Origin of the sequence: Paenibacillus andongensis (assembly GCF_025369935.1) — a bacterium.
Lineage (GTDB): Bacteria > Bacillota > Bacilli > Paenibacillales > NBRC-103111 > Paenibacillus_E > Paenibacillus_E andongensis.
This window is the reverse complement of record NZ_CP104467.1, coordinates 2447058-2469688: the sequence shown is the minus strand read 5'-3', so window position 1 is coordinate 2469688 and position 22631 is coordinate 2447058. Positions and strand designations below refer to the sequence as shown.

At 41.8% G+C, this 22631-nt stretch carries 16 protein-coding genes; 3 read left to right on the top strand and 13 right to left on the bottom strand.

Features of this window, described 5'->3' with window-relative positions:
• Positions 1-221 precede the first annotated feature (221 nt).
• Genes pckA through NYR53_RS11090 form a run of 3 tightly spaced genes read right to left on the bottom strand, consistent with a single transcriptional unit; the run spans position 222 to position 4282 of the window.
• Positions 222-1790 (bottom strand): phosphoenolpyruvate carboxykinase (ATP), encoded by a 1569-nt coding sequence (gene pckA / locus NYR53_RS11100; RefSeq protein ID WP_261305214.1) that lies wholly within the window; start codon positions 1788-1790, stop codon positions 222-224.
• Positions 1791-1816: 26 nt separating this feature from the next.
• The gene (locus NYR53_RS11095; RefSeq protein WP_261305213.1) at positions 1817-2953 is read right to left on the bottom strand and encodes an MFS transporter; all 1137 of its coding nucleotides are present in this window, start codon (positions 2951-2953) and stop codon (positions 1817-1819) included.
• 18 nt (positions 2954-2971) lie between these two features.
• Entirely contained in the window at positions 2972-4282 is a 1311-nt protein-coding gene (locus tag NYR53_RS11090) for a CitMHS family transporter (RefSeq protein ID WP_261305212.1), read from the bottom strand.
• A 442-nt stretch (positions 4283-4724) separates the two neighbouring features.
• Between NYR53_RS11090 and NYR53_RS11085 the strand changes: the two genes are divergently transcribed.
• Positions 4725-6320: an ATP-binding protein gene (locus NYR53_RS11085; protein ID WP_261305211.1), complete on the top strand. Its 1596-nt coding sequence runs from the start codon at positions 4725-4727 to the stop codon at positions 6318-6320.
• Positions 6321-6333: 13 nt separating this feature from the next.
• Positions 6334-7026 carry a response regulator gene (locus tag NYR53_RS11080; protein WP_261305210.1) on the top strand — a complete coding sequence of 231 codons (693 nt, stop codon included), beginning with the start codon at positions 6334-6336 and terminating at the stop codon, positions 7024-7026.
• 223 nt (positions 7027-7249) lie between these two features.
• On the opposite strand, the gene NYR53_RS11075 is transcribed toward NYR53_RS11080, so the two are convergent.
• The 5 genes from NYR53_RS11075 to NYR53_RS11055 all read right to left on the bottom strand — a co-directional run bounded on the left by NYR53_RS11075 (position 7250) and on the right by NYR53_RS11055 (position 13347).
• Positions 7250-8593 (bottom strand): NosD domain-containing protein, encoded by a 1344-nt coding sequence (locus NYR53_RS11075; protein ID WP_261305209.1) that lies wholly within the window; start codon positions 8591-8593, stop codon positions 7250-7252.
• A gap of 12 nt (positions 8594-8605) precedes the next feature.
• Entirely contained in the window at positions 8606-10129 is a 1524-nt protein-coding gene (locus tag NYR53_RS11070) for a glycoside hydrolase family 32 protein (protein ID WP_261305208.1), read from the bottom strand.
• A gap of 26 nt (positions 10130-10155) precedes the next feature.
• Entirely contained in the window at positions 10156-11001 is an 846-nt protein-coding gene (locus NYR53_RS11065; RefSeq protein WP_261305207.1) for a carbohydrate ABC transporter permease, read from the bottom strand.
• Positions 11002-11016: 15 nt separating this feature from the next.
• Positions 11017-11898, bottom strand: coding sequence for a carbohydrate ABC transporter permease (locus tag NYR53_RS11060; protein WP_261305206.1), 882 nt, complete (start codon positions 11896-11898; stop codon positions 11017-11019).
• Positions 11899-11967: 69 nt separating this feature from the next.
• Positions 11968-13347 carry an ABC transporter substrate-binding protein gene (locus tag NYR53_RS11055; RefSeq protein ID WP_261305205.1) on the bottom strand — a complete coding sequence of 460 codons (1380 nt, stop codon included), beginning with the start codon at positions 13345-13347 and terminating at the stop codon, positions 11968-11970.
• Between the two features lie 198 nt (positions 13348-13545).
• Between NYR53_RS11055 and NYR53_RS11050 the strand changes: the two genes are divergently transcribed.
• Positions 13546-14427: an AraC family transcriptional regulator gene (locus NYR53_RS11050; protein WP_261305204.1), complete on the top strand. Its 882-nt coding sequence runs from the start codon at positions 13546-13548 to the stop codon at positions 14425-14427.
• A 275-nt stretch (positions 14428-14702) separates the two neighbouring features.
• Here the strand turns inward: NYR53_RS11050 and NYR53_RS11045 are convergent, their stop codons facing one another.
• From NYR53_RS11045 to NYR53_RS11025, 5 genes are all read right to left on the bottom strand, one after another.
• Positions 14703-16763, bottom strand: a complete 2061-nt coding sequence (locus NYR53_RS11045; RefSeq protein ID WP_261305203.1) for a methyl-accepting chemotaxis protein — start codon at positions 16761-16763, stop codon at positions 14703-14705.
• A gap of 17 nt (positions 16764-16780) precedes the next feature.
• Complete coding sequence (locus NYR53_RS11040) at positions 16781-17758, bottom strand: ABC transporter permease (protein ID WP_261305202.1); 978 nt, start codon at positions 17756-17758, stop codon at positions 16781-16783.
• Positions 17755-19311, bottom strand: coding sequence for a sugar ABC transporter ATP-binding protein (locus NYR53_RS11035; protein ID WP_261305201.1), 1557 nt, complete (start codon positions 19309-19311; stop codon positions 17755-17757). The genes NYR53_RS11040 and NYR53_RS11035 overlap by 4 nt, the downstream gene beginning before the upstream one ends.
• A 105-nt stretch (positions 19312-19416) precedes the next feature.
• Positions 19417-20412 carry a substrate-binding domain-containing protein gene (locus NYR53_RS11030; RefSeq protein ID WP_261305200.1) on the bottom strand — a complete coding sequence of 332 codons (996 nt, stop codon included), beginning with the start codon at positions 20410-20412 and terminating at the stop codon, positions 19417-19419.
• A gap of 442 nt (positions 20413-20854) precedes the next feature.
• Complete coding sequence (locus NYR53_RS11025; protein ID WP_261305199.1) at positions 20855-22630, bottom strand: sensor histidine kinase; 1776 nt, start codon at positions 22628-22630, stop codon at positions 20855-20857.
• Between the last annotated feature and the right edge of the window lies 1 nt (position 22631).

The following is a 22631-nucleotide window of genomic DNA, read 5'->3' as shown; positions in this document are numbered from 1 at the left end:
TTTCAACAATCATTATAATGAATTGATGAAATTTCAAGTATAGATTTATTTATGATCCTCATGTCATTTTTTACGGTTTTAACCCTACTGGAAAAGGGGAACGGCGGTCCTAATTAAGAATCCCCATTTAAGGATCATAACGAGAGAAAGGCCTAACATCCCAAAATGACGTTTGGGGTGTTAGACCTCTTTTCTTGTAAATATGATTTATAGAAATACAGTTAATCCCTTTTACTTGGACCGGCAGCAATGATTTCTTTATCCACATTGAAAAATTTCTCGAAATTACGAGTAAATCGATCAGCAAGCCCCCAAGCGGATTTCTCATATGCTTCTTGATCCTGCCAAGTATCGCGGGGAACAAGGACATTGCTTGGTACCCCCTCCACGAAATCGGGACAAAGCACACCGAAGATAGGATCGGCTGTAAACGTCGCTTGCTCGATACTTCCATTTAAAGCAGCGGTTACCATGGCACGGGTGTAAGTTAAATTCATCCTCTTTCCTACACCGTAGGGACCGCCGGACCATCCCGTGTTAACTAAATACACATTAACTTGGTGCTCCTCAATTTTATCTCCCAATAACTTTGCATACACAGTTGGATGGAGCGGAAGGAAAGGAGCCCCAAAGCAAGTGGAAAATGTCGCTTCCGGTTCCGTTACTCCTCTCTCCGTACCTGCCAGCTTCGACGTATATCCTGACAAGAAGTGATACATCGCCTGTTCCTTCGTCAGCTTCGAAATAGGAGGCAGCACACCAAAAGCATCAGCTGTTAAGAAAATGATGACGCTCGGATGACCCGCCTTCCCTGGGATGACCGCGCCAGGAATGACATCGATCGGATAAGCGGCCCGCGTATTTTCTGTTATCCGAGTATCGTTATAATCCGCTCTGCCTGTTTCTGGATCCAGGACGACATTTTCTAAAACAGAACCATAACGTATAGCCTGCCAAATTTGCGGTTCCTTTTCTTCGGATAGATTGGCACACTTGGCATAACATCCGCCTTCAAAGTTAAAGACCCCTTGATCGGTCCAGCCATGCTCATCATCCCCAATCAACCCGCGGTTTGGATCAGCGGAAAGCGTCGTTTTCCCCGTTCCGGATAATCCGAAGAATAGGGCCACATCGTCTTTCTCTCCCACATTTGCTGAGCAATGCATGGGAAGAACGTCACGGAAAGGGAGCAAATAATTCAGAACGCTAAAAATCGATTTTTTCATCTCTCCTGCATACTCGGTTCCCCCGATGAGAACCACTTTCTTTTCAAAGGAAAGGCAGATAAACGTTTCAGAGCGCGTACCATCCACTTCTGGATCAGCTTTTAGGCCAGGTAGTGCAATCACCGTGAACTCCGCAATATGGGTTTGCAATTCTTCCTCTGTCGGACGGACAAATAGCTGCCGAACAAATAAATTATGCCAAGCATATTCGTTCACGACGCGAATGGGTAACCGATACTCCGAATCCGCCCCGGCATAGCCGTCGAATACGAACAAATCCTTATCTGACATATAGTCTTGCGCTTTTTGGAATAGCCGCTCGAACTGAAACTGTGAGATGGGTTGATTCACAGTCCCCCAGTCGATGTGATCCATGACAGAAGGTTCTTGGACAATGTACTTGTCTTTAGGAGAACGGCCCGTATATTTCCCTGTGTATACTTGTAAGGCTCCTGTGGAAGCAACTACCCCTTCCTCCCGTTCCAATGCTGTTTCGACCAGCTTGGATACGGACAAATTAGTAAATACGGTACCTTTTTTCAACTGCTCCAATTTGGCTTCCATCCTCATCAATTCCCTTCGTTATTTATTCAAACATTGCTCGGCTTGTCTCTAGTTAGAAGTGCACCTGAGATCAAAATGGCGCCGCTCATAACAAAAACAGACACTAAGCCTCCCCAGCTCCCGACCACCCCGAAAATCATCGGAGCGATCAATTGGGAAAGCCGATTAGAAGCTAATCTCAATCCAAGCACCTCACCCGTTCTATCCTTGGGTGAAGCATTGTAAGTCGTGGTCATCGAAAGCGGCTGCCCGCAGCCTAGGCCGATCCCCATCAAAGCGCTCAGAAGATAAAATCCATAAACATGTTCGATAGCAGGAAGGAGCAAAAAGGAGAGCCCGGCTGTCAGAATTGAAGCAAGCAGCACCCATGTCCGGCCCATAATGACTGTAAGCTTAGACAGAAACAAACGAACAAGAATCATAGCCAAGCCTTGTATGGCGATAATCCAACCGATTTGCGAGGTAGATATGCCTGCACGCTCTGCAAGCAATGGAAAATAGGCTACGAAAATGTCCCGCGAATAAAGAACTAAAGCGCTGGAAGCAAGCGCTTTTCGCAGCATAGACACTTTGAGAAGCGATAACGAACCCGACATACCGGGAGCTACGTCGGTACGCTCCTTTCTTCGTACAGCTGGCATATAAAAAGAAAATAGGAATGGCATGATACCGATGACAGAGGCAGCAAGAAACGCAAGGGAGTAGGAATATTGTTCCGCCAAATACCCTCCAATGACTGGACCAATGAAACCGCCCCCCGCTACGAACATGCTGAATACACTAAAGTAATGGTCTCTATTCTCTTTGGTAGCAGCATGTCCCAGAATATTTTGCAAAGAGACAATCAGGAACACATGGGATACGCCAACAATGATTTGCGATGCGTAAAGGGAACCTAATGTCGGCAAGGCAAACGGCAGCGCCATACCCACGGCTGTTCCAACCGTACCTAGCAGAACCGGCAAACGATCTCCGATCCGGTCGGCAATTTTACCGACATGAATAGCAAAGATCAGAGGCAAGAACGCATAAGCCGCCGTCAGCATCCCGATATCGAATGTTCCCGCACCAAGGCTGGAAGCATATAGGGTGATCAGCGGCCTCGTGATATTCAGCATAATCTGAAACCCTAGTACTATGAGGAGAACTGTTTTTAACACCATCTATATTCTCCTTCTACATTAAAAAGCGATAATTCCGATCACAAGAGCTGTAATCAGCATAACAATGGTTGTTCCAATGGCCCATTTTAAAGTAAATCGTTGATGATCTCCAAAATTCACTCCCGCAAGTCCAACGAGCAGATACGTCGATGGCACCAAGGGACTGAGCAGGTGCACAGGCTGTCCAAGCAAAGAAGCGCGAGCCATATCCCCTGCTTCAATGCCATAAGCGGCTGTTGCCTTCGTAATCAGAGGCAGAATACCAAAATAAAAAGCATCGTTGGACATGAAGAACGTAAACGGCATGCTAATGATTGCTGTAAAGATCGGCATATGCGGTCCCAATGCATCAGGTATCATAGCAACCAGCGTACCTGCCATCGCATCGACCATTTTCGTACCTGTAAGTATTCCCGTGAAAATTCCTGCAGCGAATACCATTCCTGCAACTGACAAGGCATTGCCTGCATGTGCTGACATACGCTCTTTTTGTTCTTCCAGATTGGGATAGTTGATCATCATCGCAAGTGCAAACGCTATCATAAACAACACAGGAATCGGAAGGATATTCATAACTAAGGAAACAATCAGCGCCGCTGTAAGCGTAAAATTAACCCATAACAGTTTTGGACGTTTGTATTCCGGCACTTCAAGCGTTGCTGCGATTCGGAAACTTGCTATTTCTTCCTCTTTACTCAATGATTCGTGCGAATGCCCAAGTCTCTTACGTTCTTTTTTGCCAAGTATATAGGCGACGAACACGACCCACAAAACCGCTGTAATCATACACGGGATCACCGGAGTAAACACTTGGGATGCATCCAGATGCAAGGCGCTCATCACTCTGGCTGTCGGTCCGCCCCATGGAATGATGTTCATAACCCCGCTGCTTAACATGGTTACAGCCGTCAAGATTAACGGATTCATACCGAGTCTTCGATACAGTGGAAGCATAGCGGCAATAACGATCATGTAAGTGGTGGATCCATCACCGTCCAGGGAGACCAAGAGAGCCAGTACAGCAGTACCTACAACAATTTTAACGGGATCTCCTTTTACTGCCTTTAGTGTTTTGTCGACAACGGGGTCAAACAGTCCCGCATCGATCATAATGCCGAAGTACAAGATACCAAAGACTAGCATGACACCTGTAGGTGCAATCGATTTCACGCCTGAAAGCATGAGGTTGCCCAAATCGGAAGAGAAGCCACCTATTAAAGCAAACACAACCGGAATTAAAATAAGGGCGATCATAGCAGAAAGGCGTTTTGACATAATCAAATACATAAAAGTGGCGATCATTAGAAATCCTAATATGGATAAAAACATGATTTTACTTCCTCCTGTTTTCTAATTATTGAATCTGGAAATGATTCACTTATGCATATTCCCATTCGTGTGGGATGAACGAACCATTGGTCTCTTCTTCTAGCCTATAAGCTGGAAAAGAAGGATAACCGAACTCTAATAGATCCAAGCACGAGTTACATATCTCTTCCAAGTCTTCTACTGACGAAGATTCTTTTAAGCATAATCCGCAATAGTGCTTTTCTTTCATGATCATAGTCCCCCCTTTTTTTCTGTAAGCGATTACAAATAAAGCGCTTTAATTTCAAGAAAAAACGAATATTCCCTCTTGCTTGAATTTTTTTATTTTCTATCTACAATGAAGTATAGGTCAGGGACAAACATATTGAAATATTACGATCAATAACATATTAATCGTCATTAAAATCGTTTTCACAATAAACACAACGGAGGCTTTTCATCCATGCCAAGCTTGTCCTTAACCAGATTGAAACCAATTAAACTAAGAACCAAGATTAATTTACTTGTGCTTTTGAATATGGCTTTGGTCCTCATTTTGTTATTGTCTGCTATTTCTTATATCATTGTAGATCGAAGGTTCAAGGAAACCGGTGAACGGGCGCTCGTTTTGGCAAGAACTGTAGCGGGACTGCCACAAATCATGGAAGGTCTGCAAACTTCGCAGGCTGCCGCAATCCAACCTTTGGCTGATCTGCTTCGCAAACAATCGGGTGCCGAGTTTATCGTAGTTGCCGATAAGAACTTGATCAGATACAGCCATCCAAATCCCGAAAAAATCGGAAAAACACTGAACGCAGATGACCTGCCGTTGGATCAACATGTGTTAAAAGGACGAGAGATTCAAACGACATCTACCGGCAGCTTAGGATTATCGGTTCGAGGTAAAACACCTGTGTTAGATGCGGAAGGCAATCCCATTGGTTTGGTATCTGTCGGATTCTTGGTAAAAGACATTTGGAAAGATTTACTTTCCCTGCTCCTAAACATGTTTCTGATCGGATTCGCCGCTCTGTTCATTGGCCTTGTCGGCGCCTATCTGTTGTCGGGACATATTAAAAAACAAATTTTCAACATGGAACCAGGTGAAATCGCTTTCCTCACGCAGCAGCAAGCTGCAATCTTGGACTCTACCCGCGAAGGAATTATTGCTGTCAACAGCAAAGGGATCATTATGACATGCAACCGGGAAGCCAAGAAATTACTCAATATCGCGGGTGAGGATATCACGGGGCAAGCCGTTCACGAGGTACTTCCGCAAACACGCTTATTAGAAGTATTGAAAGAAGGAGCGGTGCATCAGGATGCGCCGATGATTGTGGGAAATACTTTAATCATTACGAATCGTGTTCCCGTTTATGCAAACGGAAAAATCATTGGTGCCGTAGCCACCTTCAGGGATAAACTTCAGCTCGATCAAATCGGTCAAAAGCTGGCTGATATCGGACAATATATCGATTCATTGCGAAGCCAGAGACATGAATTTATGAACAAGCTGCATCTCATCTCCGGATTGATCAAAATGAAGGAATATGAGATGGTCGAGGAACTCATCGAGGAAATCAACGAGGAACAGCAGCACTTGCTAGACTTTTTTCTTTCGAAGATCCATGATCCGGCAGTTGTCGGTGTTCTAATTGGAAAAATGCACCGTGCCAAGGAAAAGGGAATTCAGTTAATCGTCGATTCCGAATCGACCCTTCCCAATCCATGTCCGCATCGTGACATTATCTTAACGTTCATCGGAAATAGTATCGAAAATGCACTGGAGGCTTTATCTACCACTTACCCTGCTCGCGGGGCGATCATTGTTCAATTCCGAGAGGAAAAAGATCATATCTGTATCTCCGTTCAAGACAACGGTCCTGGCGTAGATCCTGGACTTAAAGATAAGATTTTTCAAGATGGGATCTCGACCAAAGGCACCGGCCGCGGCTTCGGACTTGCCTTGCTGTCAAAAATGATAAAATCTGCCGAAGGGCAGATTTGGATGGAAAGCACATCTTCGGGGGCTATCTTGCATGCCATTTTACCCAAATGAGGAGGATTTAAGTATGACAAACTCACCCTTTCGTGCACTGATCGTAGAGGATGATTTTCGAATTGCCAGAATGCATGGCAAATATATGGAGATGAATAGCGACTATACCTTAATGGGAATCGCCCATAACTATGAGGAAGCACTCGCCCAAATTACGAATCAACCGCCGGATCTGCTGCTGCTCGATGTCTACCTCCCCGACCATTCGGGAATCGAATTACTGCGTACGATACGAAGCCGAAACATTCCCTCGGACACCATTTTGATCACGGCTTCCAAAGAAAGCGATATCGTGGAGGAAGGACTCCGGCTCGGCGTCTTTGACTACTTGATCAAACCCTTTGATTTGGACCATTTACAGAACACACTTACCAAGTACGCCCAATATAAAAGACGTTTGACGCAGGCAACCGAACTGAACCAAGATCTGCTGAACGACTTAATGAAGCTCCGTGCCCCAAAAAGTGCGACCGGTTCACAGCTCCAAAAAGGGATTGATGAAAAAACATTAGAGCTGATTCAAACATGTATTCAAGACTCTACGGACCTGCAAACGGCCGAAGATATCGCTCAGTTAGCTGGCGTCAGTTTATCTACGATACGCAATTATTTGAAATACTTAGCAAAAGAAGGCATCGTTGATGAATTCCTTCAATACGGATCAATTGGCCGCCCGCAAAAGCTATATCGTATGAAAAGAAAATAGTCTGGTATTGGCGCGAACTAAGCGCATATAAAAACAGCATTCCAAAGTACCTTTGAACTGCTGTTTCTATTTTCTTTTTTGATTATTTCAGCACTTTCAGTATAGACACATATGATTATATTTTATAATAATTCTCGATACATCGAGCCGCAAATGTGTCGAGCTACCTTGAGTGCCTCTTTTATTTCCGGGCGATGGATTCGTACTCTGATCCGCTTATTATTTATGCTCCTGGCGTTGGAGTGGATCTGAATGCATTTACAGTCTTGTCCATAACAACCTGTGCATCACTTCCCGAATCAAGAATCGTATTTTGAAGCGATTCTTTTTCTACCAATACTGTTGTTACGGTAAGCGGCTCTGATGCTTCGGTAGTCAACAAAGCGTCTACTTGCGCAGAGAAACAAGAATCACTTATCTTGGCATGAACCTCCGTGGCAACAACATGATTATTAGAAATATAATTTCCATTCCCCGAAACAATACGTATGATTACAGGTGTTGCACCTACCGGCTTGATGTTCTGAGTATTAATTCCTTCAGAAAAGTGATTAGCAATTACAGAATTATTATTGCCACTGATATAGAGGAGACCATACAAATCATCTAAACCATTGTCTATTCCCAGAAAAGGAGTCCAAGGTTCATGGTCACGTAAAAAGTGATTTGAAGAAACCAAGTTTTCCGAACAATTTTCCCTGAATACCACCATTCCTGGATAAAATGAATGAAGTCTATTATTTGTGATACTGGAACGTGTCACACCATCAAAATAGATACTGCTCGCACCTCGTGGAAAAACATTATTCGCTGTAATCAAAAGTCCACCAAAATTTTGAGCGTAAATTGAATATCCTTTAAAACCGGCTCCTATCAAGTTATCGGTTATTTTTGAAGCCTGTCCCCAACCTCGTAGTTCTATACAGTTACCACATTCAGCTATGAAATTATCATGTATAGTCAGTGCATCTGCATGATAAATAGTAATTCCATGCTCTAGATACACAAACCCCATGCCTGTAATCCGAAATGAGTCACAAGCACTTGCAACATAAATACCCGTTTTCCCGTTAGTGTATGTGTTTTCCGGATTTGTTTCTCCTGAACCATTTTCAATAAAATGCAAACCATCCATACAAAAGTCAGAAAACTCTACCGAACTTATTCGGGGATTTCCACTTCGTTCAATATAAAATGCAGCTCCTTTATATTCCTCGTCATTTACTTCTAGGGGAATATCTACGAGTATGCGACTTCCTCCCGGCCACAATTCATGCAAATCCGCCCATTCATTCTCAGAAGTATTAAAACGAATACTCGAAGATGTAAACCCGTGTCCAGAACCCATAATTTTAAGATAACTGATGTCTATAACTACTTGACTGCCAAGATGATAATCTCCCGGTGGAATATAGATAACCGCACCTGGCTTTCCGCCTTTACTCACATCAGTGTCCGTTTGCCTACTTTTAATATCTGCTATAATGCTATTGATTACCTCACCAATATCCTCATACGGATTACCGACAGGCCACTCTGTTACGTCGTAATAATTTTTACTAGCCATAAATAAATTCTCCTATCCATTTAGTGTGCCGTCTGAGGAACATAATTTCCAAATATCGATTGAATTCACGTTTACCGAATTCCCAATTGCAAACAGATCCACAAAAATACTTGAAGGGTCTGGATAGACATTATTGGTCATAGCTACTCGATAATTGTCTGTGAACACTTCTATGACACATGTGTCAATAAAAATATGGAAATTCAGAATCTCACTATCGGAGAAGGTGTCCAGCTTTGCCGATGGAATCCCTTCACTCCATCCGTCTGAGTTGGTCCGATCAAAGCGAAGTTCTTTGGACTTCGTATTGTAAATTAATAGGGTCTGCTGCTTTCTATCTTCGGAAGCCCTTAAAATAAATCCAAACTCTTCCGCAACACATCCGGCCAATTGAAACTCTGCCTTAATTTCTAGGCAATCACTTCCGACGTAATCAGGCAACAGCGATGTTCCTGGGATAACTTTCACATTCTCATAATGATATTGCTCTCTCCGGAGTAACTTCAACTCTTCAACAGGCGGGAATCTCAATCTTCCATCTGCATCCAGTTCTACCGTTCTTGGCGCCGACATCGCTCCGCACCAGTTATTTTGGCTGGTTGGACCGAAGTTTTTAAACCAACGCATCCAATCCCATGCGTTGAGCCAAGCAATGATAACTCTTCTACCCTTATCATCGAGGAACGATTGGGGAGCATAATACTCGTAACCGTAATCAACATCTCCCATAACGTCCCAGTTAAATTTACCAGTCTGGTAATCCATATCACCGACGAGATAAATAGTTTTTCTATCCCCCATGCCCATAGGCGAGAACATCAGGACATAACGTTCACCCAGCGGGAAGAAATCGGGACATTCCCACATCGTCCCCATGGTACCGTCACTTTCTGCTAACACGCCGATATATTCCCAATGCCGCAAATCCTGAGAGTTGTACAATAAGGCCTTACCTTTTCCATCTTTACTTGAGCCGACAACCATATACCAAATACCGTCATGTTTCCATACCTTCGGATCACGAAAATCAGCGGATCCTTCTTCCGGTGGGGATGGAATAACTGGATTCCCGGCGTATTTTTCGAATGTAATTGCATCTTCGCTGGTTGCCAAGCATTGAGTTTGAATCAATTGTCCATCACGAATAATAGTTCCCGTATAGAGAATACTCAATATTCCGCCATCATCAACGGCACTTCCGGAAAAACAGCCTCCCCGCTCGTGTAGATCATAGGCCTCACTTGGGGCCAAGGCGATCGGCAGGTGTTCCCAGTGAACCAAATCCTTGCTTTTCGCATGCCCCCAATGCATAGCCCCCCACTGGGGTCCATACGGGTAATGCTGATAAAACATATGATACTCGCCTTTAAAATAAATGAGTCCATTAGGATCATTGATCCAGTAGGCTGGCGCCATAAAATGATATTTTAACCGCTGGAGATCCTTACTTACGAAATCCTTTATTCTGGCAATAGAGTGCTCGGCATTAAGCAATGCATCTCGGTGAGAGATTGAACCTTTTCTTGTTAACTCCACTATAATCCCCTCCGTGTTTCTAATCTCTATTCCTTCACGGCACCCATCGTCATTCCGCTAACAATGTAATTTTGCATAACAAATGAAAATAGCATGACAGGCACGCTAAAAAGGGTTGCCGCAGCCGTCATGGGTCCTAGATCCAAACCGTAGGCTGTTAAAAACTCAGAAATTCCCACTGGCACGGTTTTAGCCGAAGTGCTGGTTAAAAGTAAAGCGAACAAGAAATCATTCCAAGAAAGCATAAAGCTAAAAATTGCGGTTGTTGCGATTCCAGGCAGCGAGATCGGCAAAATAATACGGATAAATGTTCCAAACATTCCGCATCCATCGACACGCCCGGATTCATCAAGCTCTTTTGGCAAATTGTCGAAAAAACCAATCATCATCCATATGACAAAAGGAATGTTTATGCTAGTGTAGACTAAGACTAGTGCTAATTTTGTATCCATTAAACCTAATTGCCCAATAATACGGTAGAGGGGAATTGCAACACTGATCAGAGGCGTCATACGCACCCCTAAAGTAAACAGCAAAAACAAATTCCCGAGCTTCGATGAAAACCTGGTTAAGCCATAAGCAGCTAATGATCCCAGAAAAACACTCAATAGCGTCCCTGCCAATGCGGTTAGAAGACTGTTAATAAAATATTTGCCGACGGTCAGTTGATGAAACAGGGCATTATAATTGGATAAAGTAAAAACGGAAGGAAACAACGACGGATTTGTGGAGATCACTTCCCTTGGCGGTTTCAATGAAGATAACACAAGGTACGCATATGGGAATAAAGTAACAATCAAAAAGATACATGAGATAATGAGTACAAATAACCCGGCAACTCTAGATTTTTGTTTACTCATGGTTATAACCATCTTGCAGCCTCCTTCCTATCGAACCGCTTTCTTAGTTGGATTCCAGAATTGTTTAAAAAAGAATGAACAAATGGCCAGCAAAATAATCATAAAGATGACAGCCATTGCGCTTGCATAGCCTTCTTGATTGTATCTGGCTACCGATTTATAAATTAATGTACTTACTAACGAAGAGGACCCGCTAGGACCGCCTTGTGTCATAACCCAAATAATATCAAATGATTTAGCTGCATCAATGATACGTATGATAACTGCAACGACAATGACCGGTTTTAAACTCGGCAGCGTGATATGCACGAAGTTCTGAAACTTATTGGCTCCGTCAATGCGCGCCGCTTCATATAAACTTTCAGGTATTCCTTGTATACCCGCTAAAAGTATCAACATCATAAAGGGTGTGGTAAGCCATACGTCGGCAATCATACAGGAGATTAGCGCGTACTTGCTGTCAGATAACCACAAGATACTTTGAGGAGTCTTGACCAAACCGATTTTGTATAAAATGACATTTAAAATGCCAAATTGGTCGTTCAGCATAAACTTCCATATTAACCCGCAAACCAAAGGCGAAATCATTAACGGACTCAGTAGTAAAGTCCGAATGATGTTGGCGCCTTTGAACCCAGTACTCAGCAAAAGCGCAAGGATCATGCCTAATATCAGCTCAATGGCTACTGCGCCAATGACATATTCGATCGTATTAAACAAGGATTGATAGAAGGTATCCGAAGTGAGTGCCTTAGTGTAATGGTGTAAACCTATAAATTTGGAAGGATCGTCATCGTCAAAAAAGCTGTCTTTAAAAAGCAGCAGCATCGGGTAAACAAAAAACAAGATCATGAAAACGAAAGCTGGTAAAAAAAATAAGAAAGAAAACTTCTGATCCCTTGAAGTCATATCCATCATCCTTCTGCGAGAATTGAATGCGGTTAAAAAGGGGCTTGAACGTAAGCCCCTTTCTCCCGTTTATCTGCCTTGTATCTCGTTAATTTTCGCTGCTGCTCTGTCTAATGCTGCTTGCGGAGTTTCTTTTCCGGAGAGTGCTAATTGAATCGCAATGACTAATGCTTCATTTTCGATTTCGTTCCAATGTGGCATTACCGGACGATTCTGAGTTTGGCTGGCAGCCAGCGTAGTTTCAAGCGCTTTCAGATGTGCATATTCCGGTTTTTGGCCGTATTTCTCAAAGACCGATTTTCGTGCAGCCACACCCAATGCTTTCATAAACAATTCATTTTTTTCGTAAATAAATTTCACGTATTGTTTTGCAATATCTTGCTTTTTGGACGTGCTCGGGATCACTTGATACCAAGGTCCAGGTACAACACCTACCCCGGAATCTCCGGCAATCATCGGCGCTGCTCCCACTTTCCCCGCTACTTTCGATTTACCAGGATCGTTAGAAGGGACAAAGAAATGAGCCCACTCCAGCATCATCGCCATTTTTCCATTCCAAAACATTTCAGAAATTTCAGAAGAAGCCATGTTCAGCGCACCTTCTGGTGCAGACTTATCTTCACGCAAAATCTTTGTTTCAAACTCCAGAGCTTTTACATACGGCTCCGAGTTGACTAAGGCTTTATTATCTTTGCCTATAACTAGCGGCTTGGCTCCTGCTTGCGCTGCATGGTCCAACCAACTGGCAACCGAATCCCCGTTATTCATTCCTAATATGCCGGTACCATACAGATCAGTTGTCCCATCATTATTCGTATCACGGGTAAAGAACTTGGCGACATCCCTGTATTGCTGCCAATTCGCAGGCGGCTTCAACTCATATCCATATTTAGCCTTAAATGCGTCTTGTTCCTTCGGATCATTAAACAGATCGGTTCGATACAGTAAAATCTTTGAATTCGTCCAAACTGGCATGCCCAGAATTTTACCGTTTACTTTACCGCCATCGACTACATTTGGCACAAAATCATTTTTAACTTCGTCCGTCATGATGTCATCCATAGCTACCAAGTTTTTGGCCAAAGCAGGAAACCACAAGATATCGATCGTGGCAACATCGTATGCTCCTGAGTTCGCTTTCATTTCTACGTTCAATTTGTCGTAGACACCGATGTAGGGAACCGTCTCAATTTTCACTTCATAGCCGGTCTTTTGCTTGAATTCTTCCGCGGTCTGGGTGGCGACCGTATTAGCCGGACTTCCCCCCTCAACCAAAACCGTTATGGATTTGTCCGACGAGCCAGACGTTCCTTTCTCAGAAGTCTGTTGTCCTTTATTGGACGCAGAGCTTTCAGGGTTCTTTTCATTACTGGAACAGCCAGCCAATATCGCTGAAAAAGACATACACAGTACAAGAACAGCAGATAATAATTTACCTTTTACTTTCATGAAAAACTACCCCCTTATAATTATCGATCCATGCCAAAATTGTGTTTTTGGAAAACGCTTAATTTTCTTGGTAAAACGTTTTCTTTTCTCAGTTAAACGTTTTCTTTTCCACAAAACCAATGATATACTAATATTGAACCATTGTCATTGGCTTAAATTATTATTAATTTGTCAAATATTTTGGTCGGAGGTGATTACTTGAACTTACACAATCTGTCTCCTTATTTACGAATTGCTATGGACAGCTATGTCTCATTTCCTTGGTATTTGGAGGAAAGGGTATTATTTGACTATGAAATCCTTTATCTCAAAGAAGGCAGATTAAAAGTTACTGTAGAGGATGAGGTTTATTTTGGGGAACCGGGCGACATATTTTTCTTTCGCCCCAAACAAAGGCATTCGATCAGCAAAGTTGGAACAGATCTAGTTCGGCAACCCCATTTGCATTTTGATTTGTTCTATCAAGAAGATAGTCCCGATGTCAAAGTTTCTTTTAAAACATTTGAAAATATGACGAACGATGAAATGAAGTGCTTCAGAAGCGACGAGATTGACAGATTAACGATTCCTCTAGCTAGTCATATCCGGTTGCGGCATCATTTAGCTATCGAGAAAATACTTTTTGAAATTATAAGAGAATTTCAAATGAAGCTGCCATTTTATGAATTGAATATTAAGGGATTGTTTATTCAATTATTCACCGCATTATTGCGTGAAAACTATTGGAACAAAAACCCTCACTTACTTTCTAATATCAATGAGCTGGAGCAAGTCCGAATTTTCTTAAAGCATAACATTGGTCAAAAAGTGACTTTGGATGAACTGGCCAAAATATCCGGAATCAGCAAGTACTATCTGATCACCCTGTTTAATCAAACGTTTGGGATGAGTCCTATCCACTATCACCAATTAATGAGAATAGAAAAAGCAAGAGAGATGATCCAGTTCACTGAAGAACCTTTAAAACGAATTGCGGAACTTATCGGATTTCCGGATATTCATTCCTTCAGTAAAGCGTTTAAAAAAATAGAAGGCGTTAATCCTTCTTTTTATCGAAAAAAGAAAACATCTAACTCATAATTACATACCGGGGACGTGGAGATGCCTAACCTTATCCACCATAGAAGGGGCAAATATCCTGCGAATGAGCGAACATTGGACACAAATGTGCTTACATAAAAATAAAAAAGCCTGATTTCTCAAGCCTTTGCTGAATAAATTATGTAGGCACTTTTATTAACCGCTTCTAAGTATGAATAAAAAGGCAGTCTGTAGCTGAAGGCAGACCACCTAATGATGATAATTACACAATTTCATGTAGCGCATTGATCTCCGATAAAGTTGGGTAACATTTACTAATTTTTGAGTTTAAAAGCAGCCACAGATTGCTGTAATCCCTTAGCCATATGCGCTAATTCATTGGAATAAGACGCGACTTCTTGGATTGCCGCCGTCTGCTCCTCGGTAGTCGCCGATATGTGATTTGTTGAGCTAGCCGTACTTCCGTATAAATAAGAGACGGCTTCCATGTTTTCAACCATTCTGTGCATCTTCATTCGAATCATTTTTATTTCATTGGCCATTTCGCCCGATTGCCCGGACACCCCGTCGACTACAGTAAGGATGGTTGTAAAGGAATCACCTGCCTTTTTCGTAAGCAATTCTCCTCGTTGAACAGATTCATCGCCTTCTTCCATCGCTTTCACTGCTTTCGAAATCCCCTCTTGGATCTCCAGGACTAAGGCCTCGATCTCATGATTCGATTTCTCCGAGTTTTCAGCGAGAAGACATATCTCACGAGAAATGACCGAAAATGTTTTTCCATTCGCTCCTGCATGCGCTGCAATAATGCCGGCATTTAAAGCTAGCATTTTCGTTTGCTTGGCAATAGACGCCAGCAAAGTCATGATATGATTGATCTTTTGGGATTTCTCTTGTAGGTCTCGAACAATGACAACCGAATCCAGCGAATTTCGTGATATCAAATTAATTTGATTGATAGCTTCGGCAATATCCGCTTTGCCTTCATGGGCCATTTGCAGTGCATCTTTCGCTGAATGGCTTGCAACTTCTATGCTTTGCGTAATTTTCGTGATATTAACAAACATGTCTGTTGTTGCTTCAACAGCTTCATCGGTTATTGAAAGTTGTCTACTCGTACCACTCGCTACCTCTTGAATCGATTGCGCTACTTCTTCTGTTGCTTTCGCGGATTGTTCCGCATTTTCGGACAATAGAAGAGAGGTATCAGATACGCTTTTGGCACTATTCGATACCTGAGAGAGAATGGCATTTAATTTACTTGCCATACCATTTAAATTTGTACCCATTTGACCAAATTCATCGATCGTTTTTACCGCAATCGTTTGGGTTAAGTCCCCATTGGACATCGATTGAGACAGCCTATTAACTTTCTTAATGTTATTCGTAATGGTTAAACTGTAGAAATAAATCACCATGATCATAAAACAGATCAGAACAATGATAATCAGCAGCGAGACCATAAAATAATGGTTTACACTTTGGTAGAGCTCCTCCTCCGAGATGACAATCGCCAATTTCCATGACGTATTCGGAACCGTCTGATAATAAACTTGATTGATGCCATTATCATCGCTAAAAACGGCTTTCCCCTTGGTATTCAACAGTATTTCTTGACCAATTTGCGCCAAGCTCACATTAGGGTCATTCATGATTTGGTGATTCGTTGAACTTTGGTAATCCTTATTAGCAATAAAGTTCCCATTACGATCCAGCAAAAATGCCCATCCATTTTTCCCAACACGAATATCTGAAATCTTCTGCTGTAAGTTGGTCAAATTGATGTTGGCTGTAACAACCCCTTGAAATTTGTTGTTCGTATAAAAGGGTACTGCCGTTGTTAAAATCATAGCGTTGGCATTCGCATCAAAAAATGGATCTGTCCAAACCAATGTTTCCTTTGTGTTTTTCCCTAGGAGATACCAATCTTTTTCGGGATAATTATATTCTTTCGTATCATAATCATTGGAAAACAGGATGCGACCATTATCTCGATAGGCATAGGAACTGTAATATTGTAAATAATTTTTATATTGATAGGGCTCATACCAAATCCCGACACCAAAGGTATCAGGATTGGTCGACAATAAGCCTTGAATAATTTGAAAATATTTGCCTTTATCAATTTTGTCACCAACAGGTTCAATGGTACGTGCTAAGCTTTCAGGAATTTTACTGTGCGCTGTTAATATGGTTTGCATATTATTAATTGTTGAGTTTAATTGATAGGCCATTTTGTCTTGAATTTCTGCGTTAATGATATTTTTGGAATAGCTATAACTTAACCCCGACAATGCAAACATAGATAAAATTAACCATGGTAGAATCGTGACTAAGGTGCGGGAACGAATGCTTCGGAAACGGAATTTTACCATATTAACAGCCCTTCCTTTTACTTATCGCTGCGTAAACGATCTAATAGCACTGCAAGTACGATAACAATACCTGTTATAACGGTTTGCCAAAAGAAGCTAACATTCAAGAGCGTCAATCCATTTCGAATGACACCCAGGATTAGCACACCGATAATCGTCATCTGAATGCGACCAATTCCTCCTGATAGGCTCGTTCCGCCTAGCACAACGGCAGCAATGGCATCTAGCTCAGCCATGCTTCCTGCATTCGGCTGACCAGAAATCAAGCGCCCCGCAAGCACTACGCCGGCTAATCCAGCACATAATCCACTAATGGCATACACATTAATCAAGGTTTTTTCAACCTTAATTCCTGTTAATCTCGCAGCTTCTTCATTTCCCCCGATGGCATAGATATGTCTGCCAAACATCGTGTATTTCAGCATAATAAATATGACTAAGTAGACAATGAGCATAATGTAAATGGGTGTTGGTACCGTTAGGATCTTCCCTGACCCAAAAAACTTAAACGACTCCGAAGTTAAAATGGTAGGCAACCCTCCGCTAATGACATAAGCAGCGCCTCGGATATAAGTCATACTGCCTAAAGTAACAATAAAGGATGGCAGTTTGGCTCTTGCCGTTAGAAAACCATTGATCCAGCCTGCTGCATACCCCACTGCAAGGCCAACCAGCATCGCGACATAAGGGTTAACGCCTTGTTTGGAAAGCAAGACAGAAACTACGCCTGAAAGTGCGATCGTTGACCCTACGGATAAATCGATCCCGCCAGTCAGAATAACGAGCGTCATACCCGCTGCAAGAATCCCGTTGACGGATGATTGCTTCAATATGTTGAGAATATTTCCTGCATCCGTGAAATTAGGTGCAAAAATAGCAAGAATAATACAAATTGCAACCAATACAATTAGCATACCTAATTGATTCCATATTTTCCTCAAGGATAGTCCGTAATTGTGTTTTTTAGTTACTAAAGCTTCCATTCCAGCACTCATTTGATCTCCCCCGTTGCATAGTACATGATCTTTTCTTGCGTCGCGTCTTCCCGCCCAAGGTTTGCCCGTAATTTACCCTCATGCATAACAAGTATGCGGTCACTCAGCGCTAATATTTCCGGCAGCTCAGAGGATATCATTAATACAGCGAGGCCATTTTTAGCTAATTTATGAATTACTTTATGAATTTCTGTTTTGGCACCAATGTCTACCCCTCTTGTCGGTTCATCTAACAAAAGTACTTTAGGCTGAATGGACAACCATCTCGCAAGCAGCACCTTTTGCTGATTTCCTCCGCTTAAGCTGACTACCTTTTGTTCTTTATTTGCCGTTTTAATCCCTAATTCTTTAATATACTGGTCGGCTTCCTTGCCTATTTGGGACCAATCCAGAAGAGAGGCCTTTCGATATCTAAACATTTCTGCCATCATCATATTTTCTTTGACTGACATATTTAGAAATAGCCCCTGTTCCTTACGACTTTCAGGAACATGAGCAATGCCATGTCGCATAGCATCCTCAGGTGAGGAGATCTTCACCGAAACACCGTTAATGAGAATTTCACCTGCTGATATATCCGATAAGCCAAATATCGCCCTTACTAATTCCGTCCTTCCAGCCCCTACCAGACCTGAAATTCCAACAATTTCTCCGGAATGGACCTCTAGCGAAATATCGTTCACATTTTTGTTATCAGATAAACCTTTAATCTCTAAAACCGGCGTTTTACCTTTAATCCAGTTCGTATGTGAAGGCGGTTTTTGAAATAAATCCTTTAATTCACGACCGACCATAGTCTTCACGAGATGCTCCGGGTTGGTTTCAGTTATAGGAATGGATGTAATCCACTCTCCATCACGCAAGATCGTACAACGATCAGAAATTTTGAAGATTTCATCCATACGATGTGAAATGTAAACAATCGCAACACCTTTTTGCTTTAATTCATTAATAATAATAAACAGCTTATCTATTTCTTTGTGGGTTAACGAAGCTGTGGGTTCATCCATCACCAGAACTTCTGCTTCTATAGATAGGGCTCTCGCGATTTCCACCATTTGTTGTTGGGCGACACTTAAGGTTGAGACATATGATCTAGGATCTAAATCAGATCCGATTGATTTTAATAGGAATTGGGCCCGTTCGTGAACTTTCTTCCAGTCCACCATACCAAACTTATTTTTCGGAAATTTGGTTCCCATTAATACATTCTCACCGATGGTTATATTCGGAGAAAGATTAAGCTCTTGATGAATGACACTGATGCCTTTGTCACGGGCCTCCATGGCATTATGCCATGTAATCGATCGACCTCGGTATATAATCTCGCCTTTATCTGGACGGTGAATCCCTGCCATAATCTTCATCAGCGTTGACTTACCCGCTCCATTCTCACCCATTAAGGCATGCACTTCACCCTTGTGAAGATCAATGTTTATGTTTTTTAATACGTTAACCCCTGAGAAAGACTTGGAGATCGCTCGCATGCTTAGCACTTGTGACGACGTTTCAGAGGAATTATTCTTCCTAACTCCGGCTTGTACAGCTTCCATGTTCTCACTCCAACCCAATTATTAGTTTATATCTATAATAGGACGATTGAATTCCAGCGATGTGGTTCCCCCTGGAGGTAACCATATCGCTGGAATGATTGGATATTACCAGCCTTTATAGTCTTTTACGTTTTCTGTCGTAATGAAATCAGTTGGAAGTTTAATTAATGGTTCTACTTTTTCGCCAGCAAGAACTTTAAATGCCGTTTCAACCGCAATTGTAATCATATTAAAAGGATTTTGTGCGGAGCTTCCAACATAGCTTTTGTTTTCTTTAAGTGTAGTCACAGCATCCGGAGATCCGTCCACACCAACGATAAACATTTCCTTGTCGCGACCGGCTTGCTCTGCAGCAATTTTGGCGCCAATACCTGATGGATCATTAATAGCAAATACCGCGTCGATTTGTCCTTTACCGTTTGCTTGTAAAATGGTCTCCATCTTAGCAAGCGATGTTTCACGATTACCGTTACCATTTTGATTAGCAACTATTTTAATTCCCGGAGCTGCTTTGAGAGCTTCATTAAATCCTGCAATGCGGTCTGTTACAGCGGATACCGGCGGACCATCCAATACGGCGATATTTCCTTTTCCATTCAACCGTTTAACCAAATATTCACCTGCTATTCTTCCTGCTTGAACGTTATCGGAAGTTACACTCGCATTAACGCCGCCTTCCGAAATCGTGTCGACTGAAATGATTGGGATGCCTGCTGCTTTAGCTTGACCTACTGCTGCTGCAATCCCTTTGGTATCTACAGAGCTTAGAATAATCATGCTTACTTTTTTGGTAATAAAATCTTCGATTTGAGCGGTTTGTGTAGCCAAATTATCTTCTGCGCTAACGGCGATCACTTCACCACCGTGTTTCTTAGCAGCTTCAGCTGCACCTTTTGACATTGCTACGAAGAAAGGATTGCTTAAGTTTTGTACAGTCAGACCGATAACAACCTTTTTCCCTGGTGCCGCTGCTTTAACTGTACTAGCTGATGTTTCCGCTGGCGCCCCAGTTGCTGCTGAGGGTTTTGTTTCCACTGCTTTACCACAAGCCGAAAGTGCAAATACAACAAAAAGCAATAAGATCATTTTCATGTTTTTCATATTCAAATTCCTCCGAATGATAGGTGATTTTTTAAAATAAAGTTTGGCGAACGATAGGAAGATATGTGATAATTAACGTGTAATTGTTTTTCTATGAACATGTTTTAGAGTCCAATTGTCTACCACGTTTAGCGACACAGTTAGCCAATTGTAAAACTCTTTAGCATGTTCTTTTCTCCCTCCTTTTTTTTGGATACAACCAAATCCCCCAAATGAAGTCAAGCATGATTGGCACTAATCACTTACCTAAAACCTCACCTCCCTAAAAGAGTAGATGTTTGTTTTTTGTGTCTTCATCATACCTTCGATAAAAACAAAAAATAATAGAAAATCCTCTTCTAACTGTTGAAATTTTTCTATTATGCATCCTTTCGTTGTCTGAATAGAATAAAAAGCCCAAGCCTGATGAAGCTTTCAGGCTTGGGCTTTATTTGGATGGGATCTATTCAATGACTGGCAGCCAAATCTTGACGGTTGTTCCTTTCCCTAGTTCACTCTCGAATTGCAGGCCATATTGATCACCAAAATGCAGCTTGATTCTTTGATCCACATTTCGCACACCTATACCGCTTCCTTTCACAGACATCGGTTCTTCTTGGTACATATTTTCGATCTCCTCCTGCGTCATCCCAATGCCATTATCTGTGACTTGCAGAAGAATGTTATTCTCCATTCGTGTCCCCGTTATTTGAATAAGACCAATCCCCGTATTGTTTCTTATTCCGTGATAAATGGCATTTTCGACAAGAGGCTGTAAAATTATTTTGATCACTTTGTAAGAAAGGATGTTCTTATCCACATTGATATCAAAATCCAATTTGGATTTATAGCGCATTTTTTGGATCGTCAAATAATTTTTGATATGTTCGATTTCGTTTAAAATAGAAATTAATTCTTGACCTTTATTAATACTTAATCGGAATAACTTAGCCAAGGAAGCCGTCATTTGGATAACCTCCTTCGACTTCCCGCCCTCTGCCATCCATATAATGGAATCCAACGTATTATAAAGGAAATGAGGATTAATCTGAGCTTGCAGCACTTGCAGCTCACTCTTTCTTTTTAGCTCCTGTTCCTTTACATTTTGCAGCATCAGCTCTTTGATTTCGGTCGTCATGCGATTAAATCGATTACTCAAATGCCCGATTTCATTTGAACTTTGAATATCGACCTGAATATCGAAATTCCCCCTTTCCACCTCTTTCATCGAACTTTCAAGATGTTTAATTGGTCTTGAAATACGTAAAGATAGAATAAAAGAGAGGACCACCGCAATGATAAGAAACCCTATCCCCCCAACAAAAGTATAGGTTTGCAGCTCCAGCTTATTCGAAACCAGTTCGTCCACATAAGTAACCCCGACAATTTTCCAACCAGTGCTTTGCGAGGTTTTAATCGTGTACATTCGGCTATTTTTACCCTCTGAAGTCACGAAGCTGCTGCCTGGTGTATGCATGACCTGAGAAATCAATTCTGTTTTCTGATTATCTTTAATCTTCTGTTGGTCGGGATGATAAACAATGTTTCCGTCTGCATCCACGATGAAAACATATCCCCTATTTCCAAGCTTAATCTTATTGCAAATATCATTGATGACACTATAGTTCAAATCTACTAGCAGAACACCGAGCTTTTCATCGCCAACATCACTGCTTAGTTCACGACTTAAGGAAATCACTGAATTATAGTCGTTAAGTATCATATTTTGAACATGTGAAGAAGAAATAACAACCTTCCCCTTCGCTTCAATTGCCTTCGTATACCAGCTTTGTTCCACAGGATTGACTTGTGGATTCAGTTTAATCTTTTCATTGTAAGGGATGATCTCACCATTCGTGCCAAAAATAAGAACGGATGAAATATCTTTTCTTGTATTCAACACGGTATTCAGTTGGAAGGATATTTTCTGTTTCAAGTCTTCCTTACTGCTTGACCCTAGAAACACCTGCTTCAATAGATACTCTTTAATATCATAACTGGAAAGCACCATACGTGAAATATTATCCATATACGTGATGTAGCTATCGATATTCGAACTTGCTTGTCCCATGAGTTGATAGGTATAGTCGCGTGAATTTTTCTTCACGGCAGCGGTGGATAGATTATACGACATCCATGCAATCACGATAATTGTGATCACAATTAAGCATGAAAAAGTAACAGCAATGGTAGATTGGATACTTTTGAATCGATAATAGCGTATGAGATTCTTGACCATG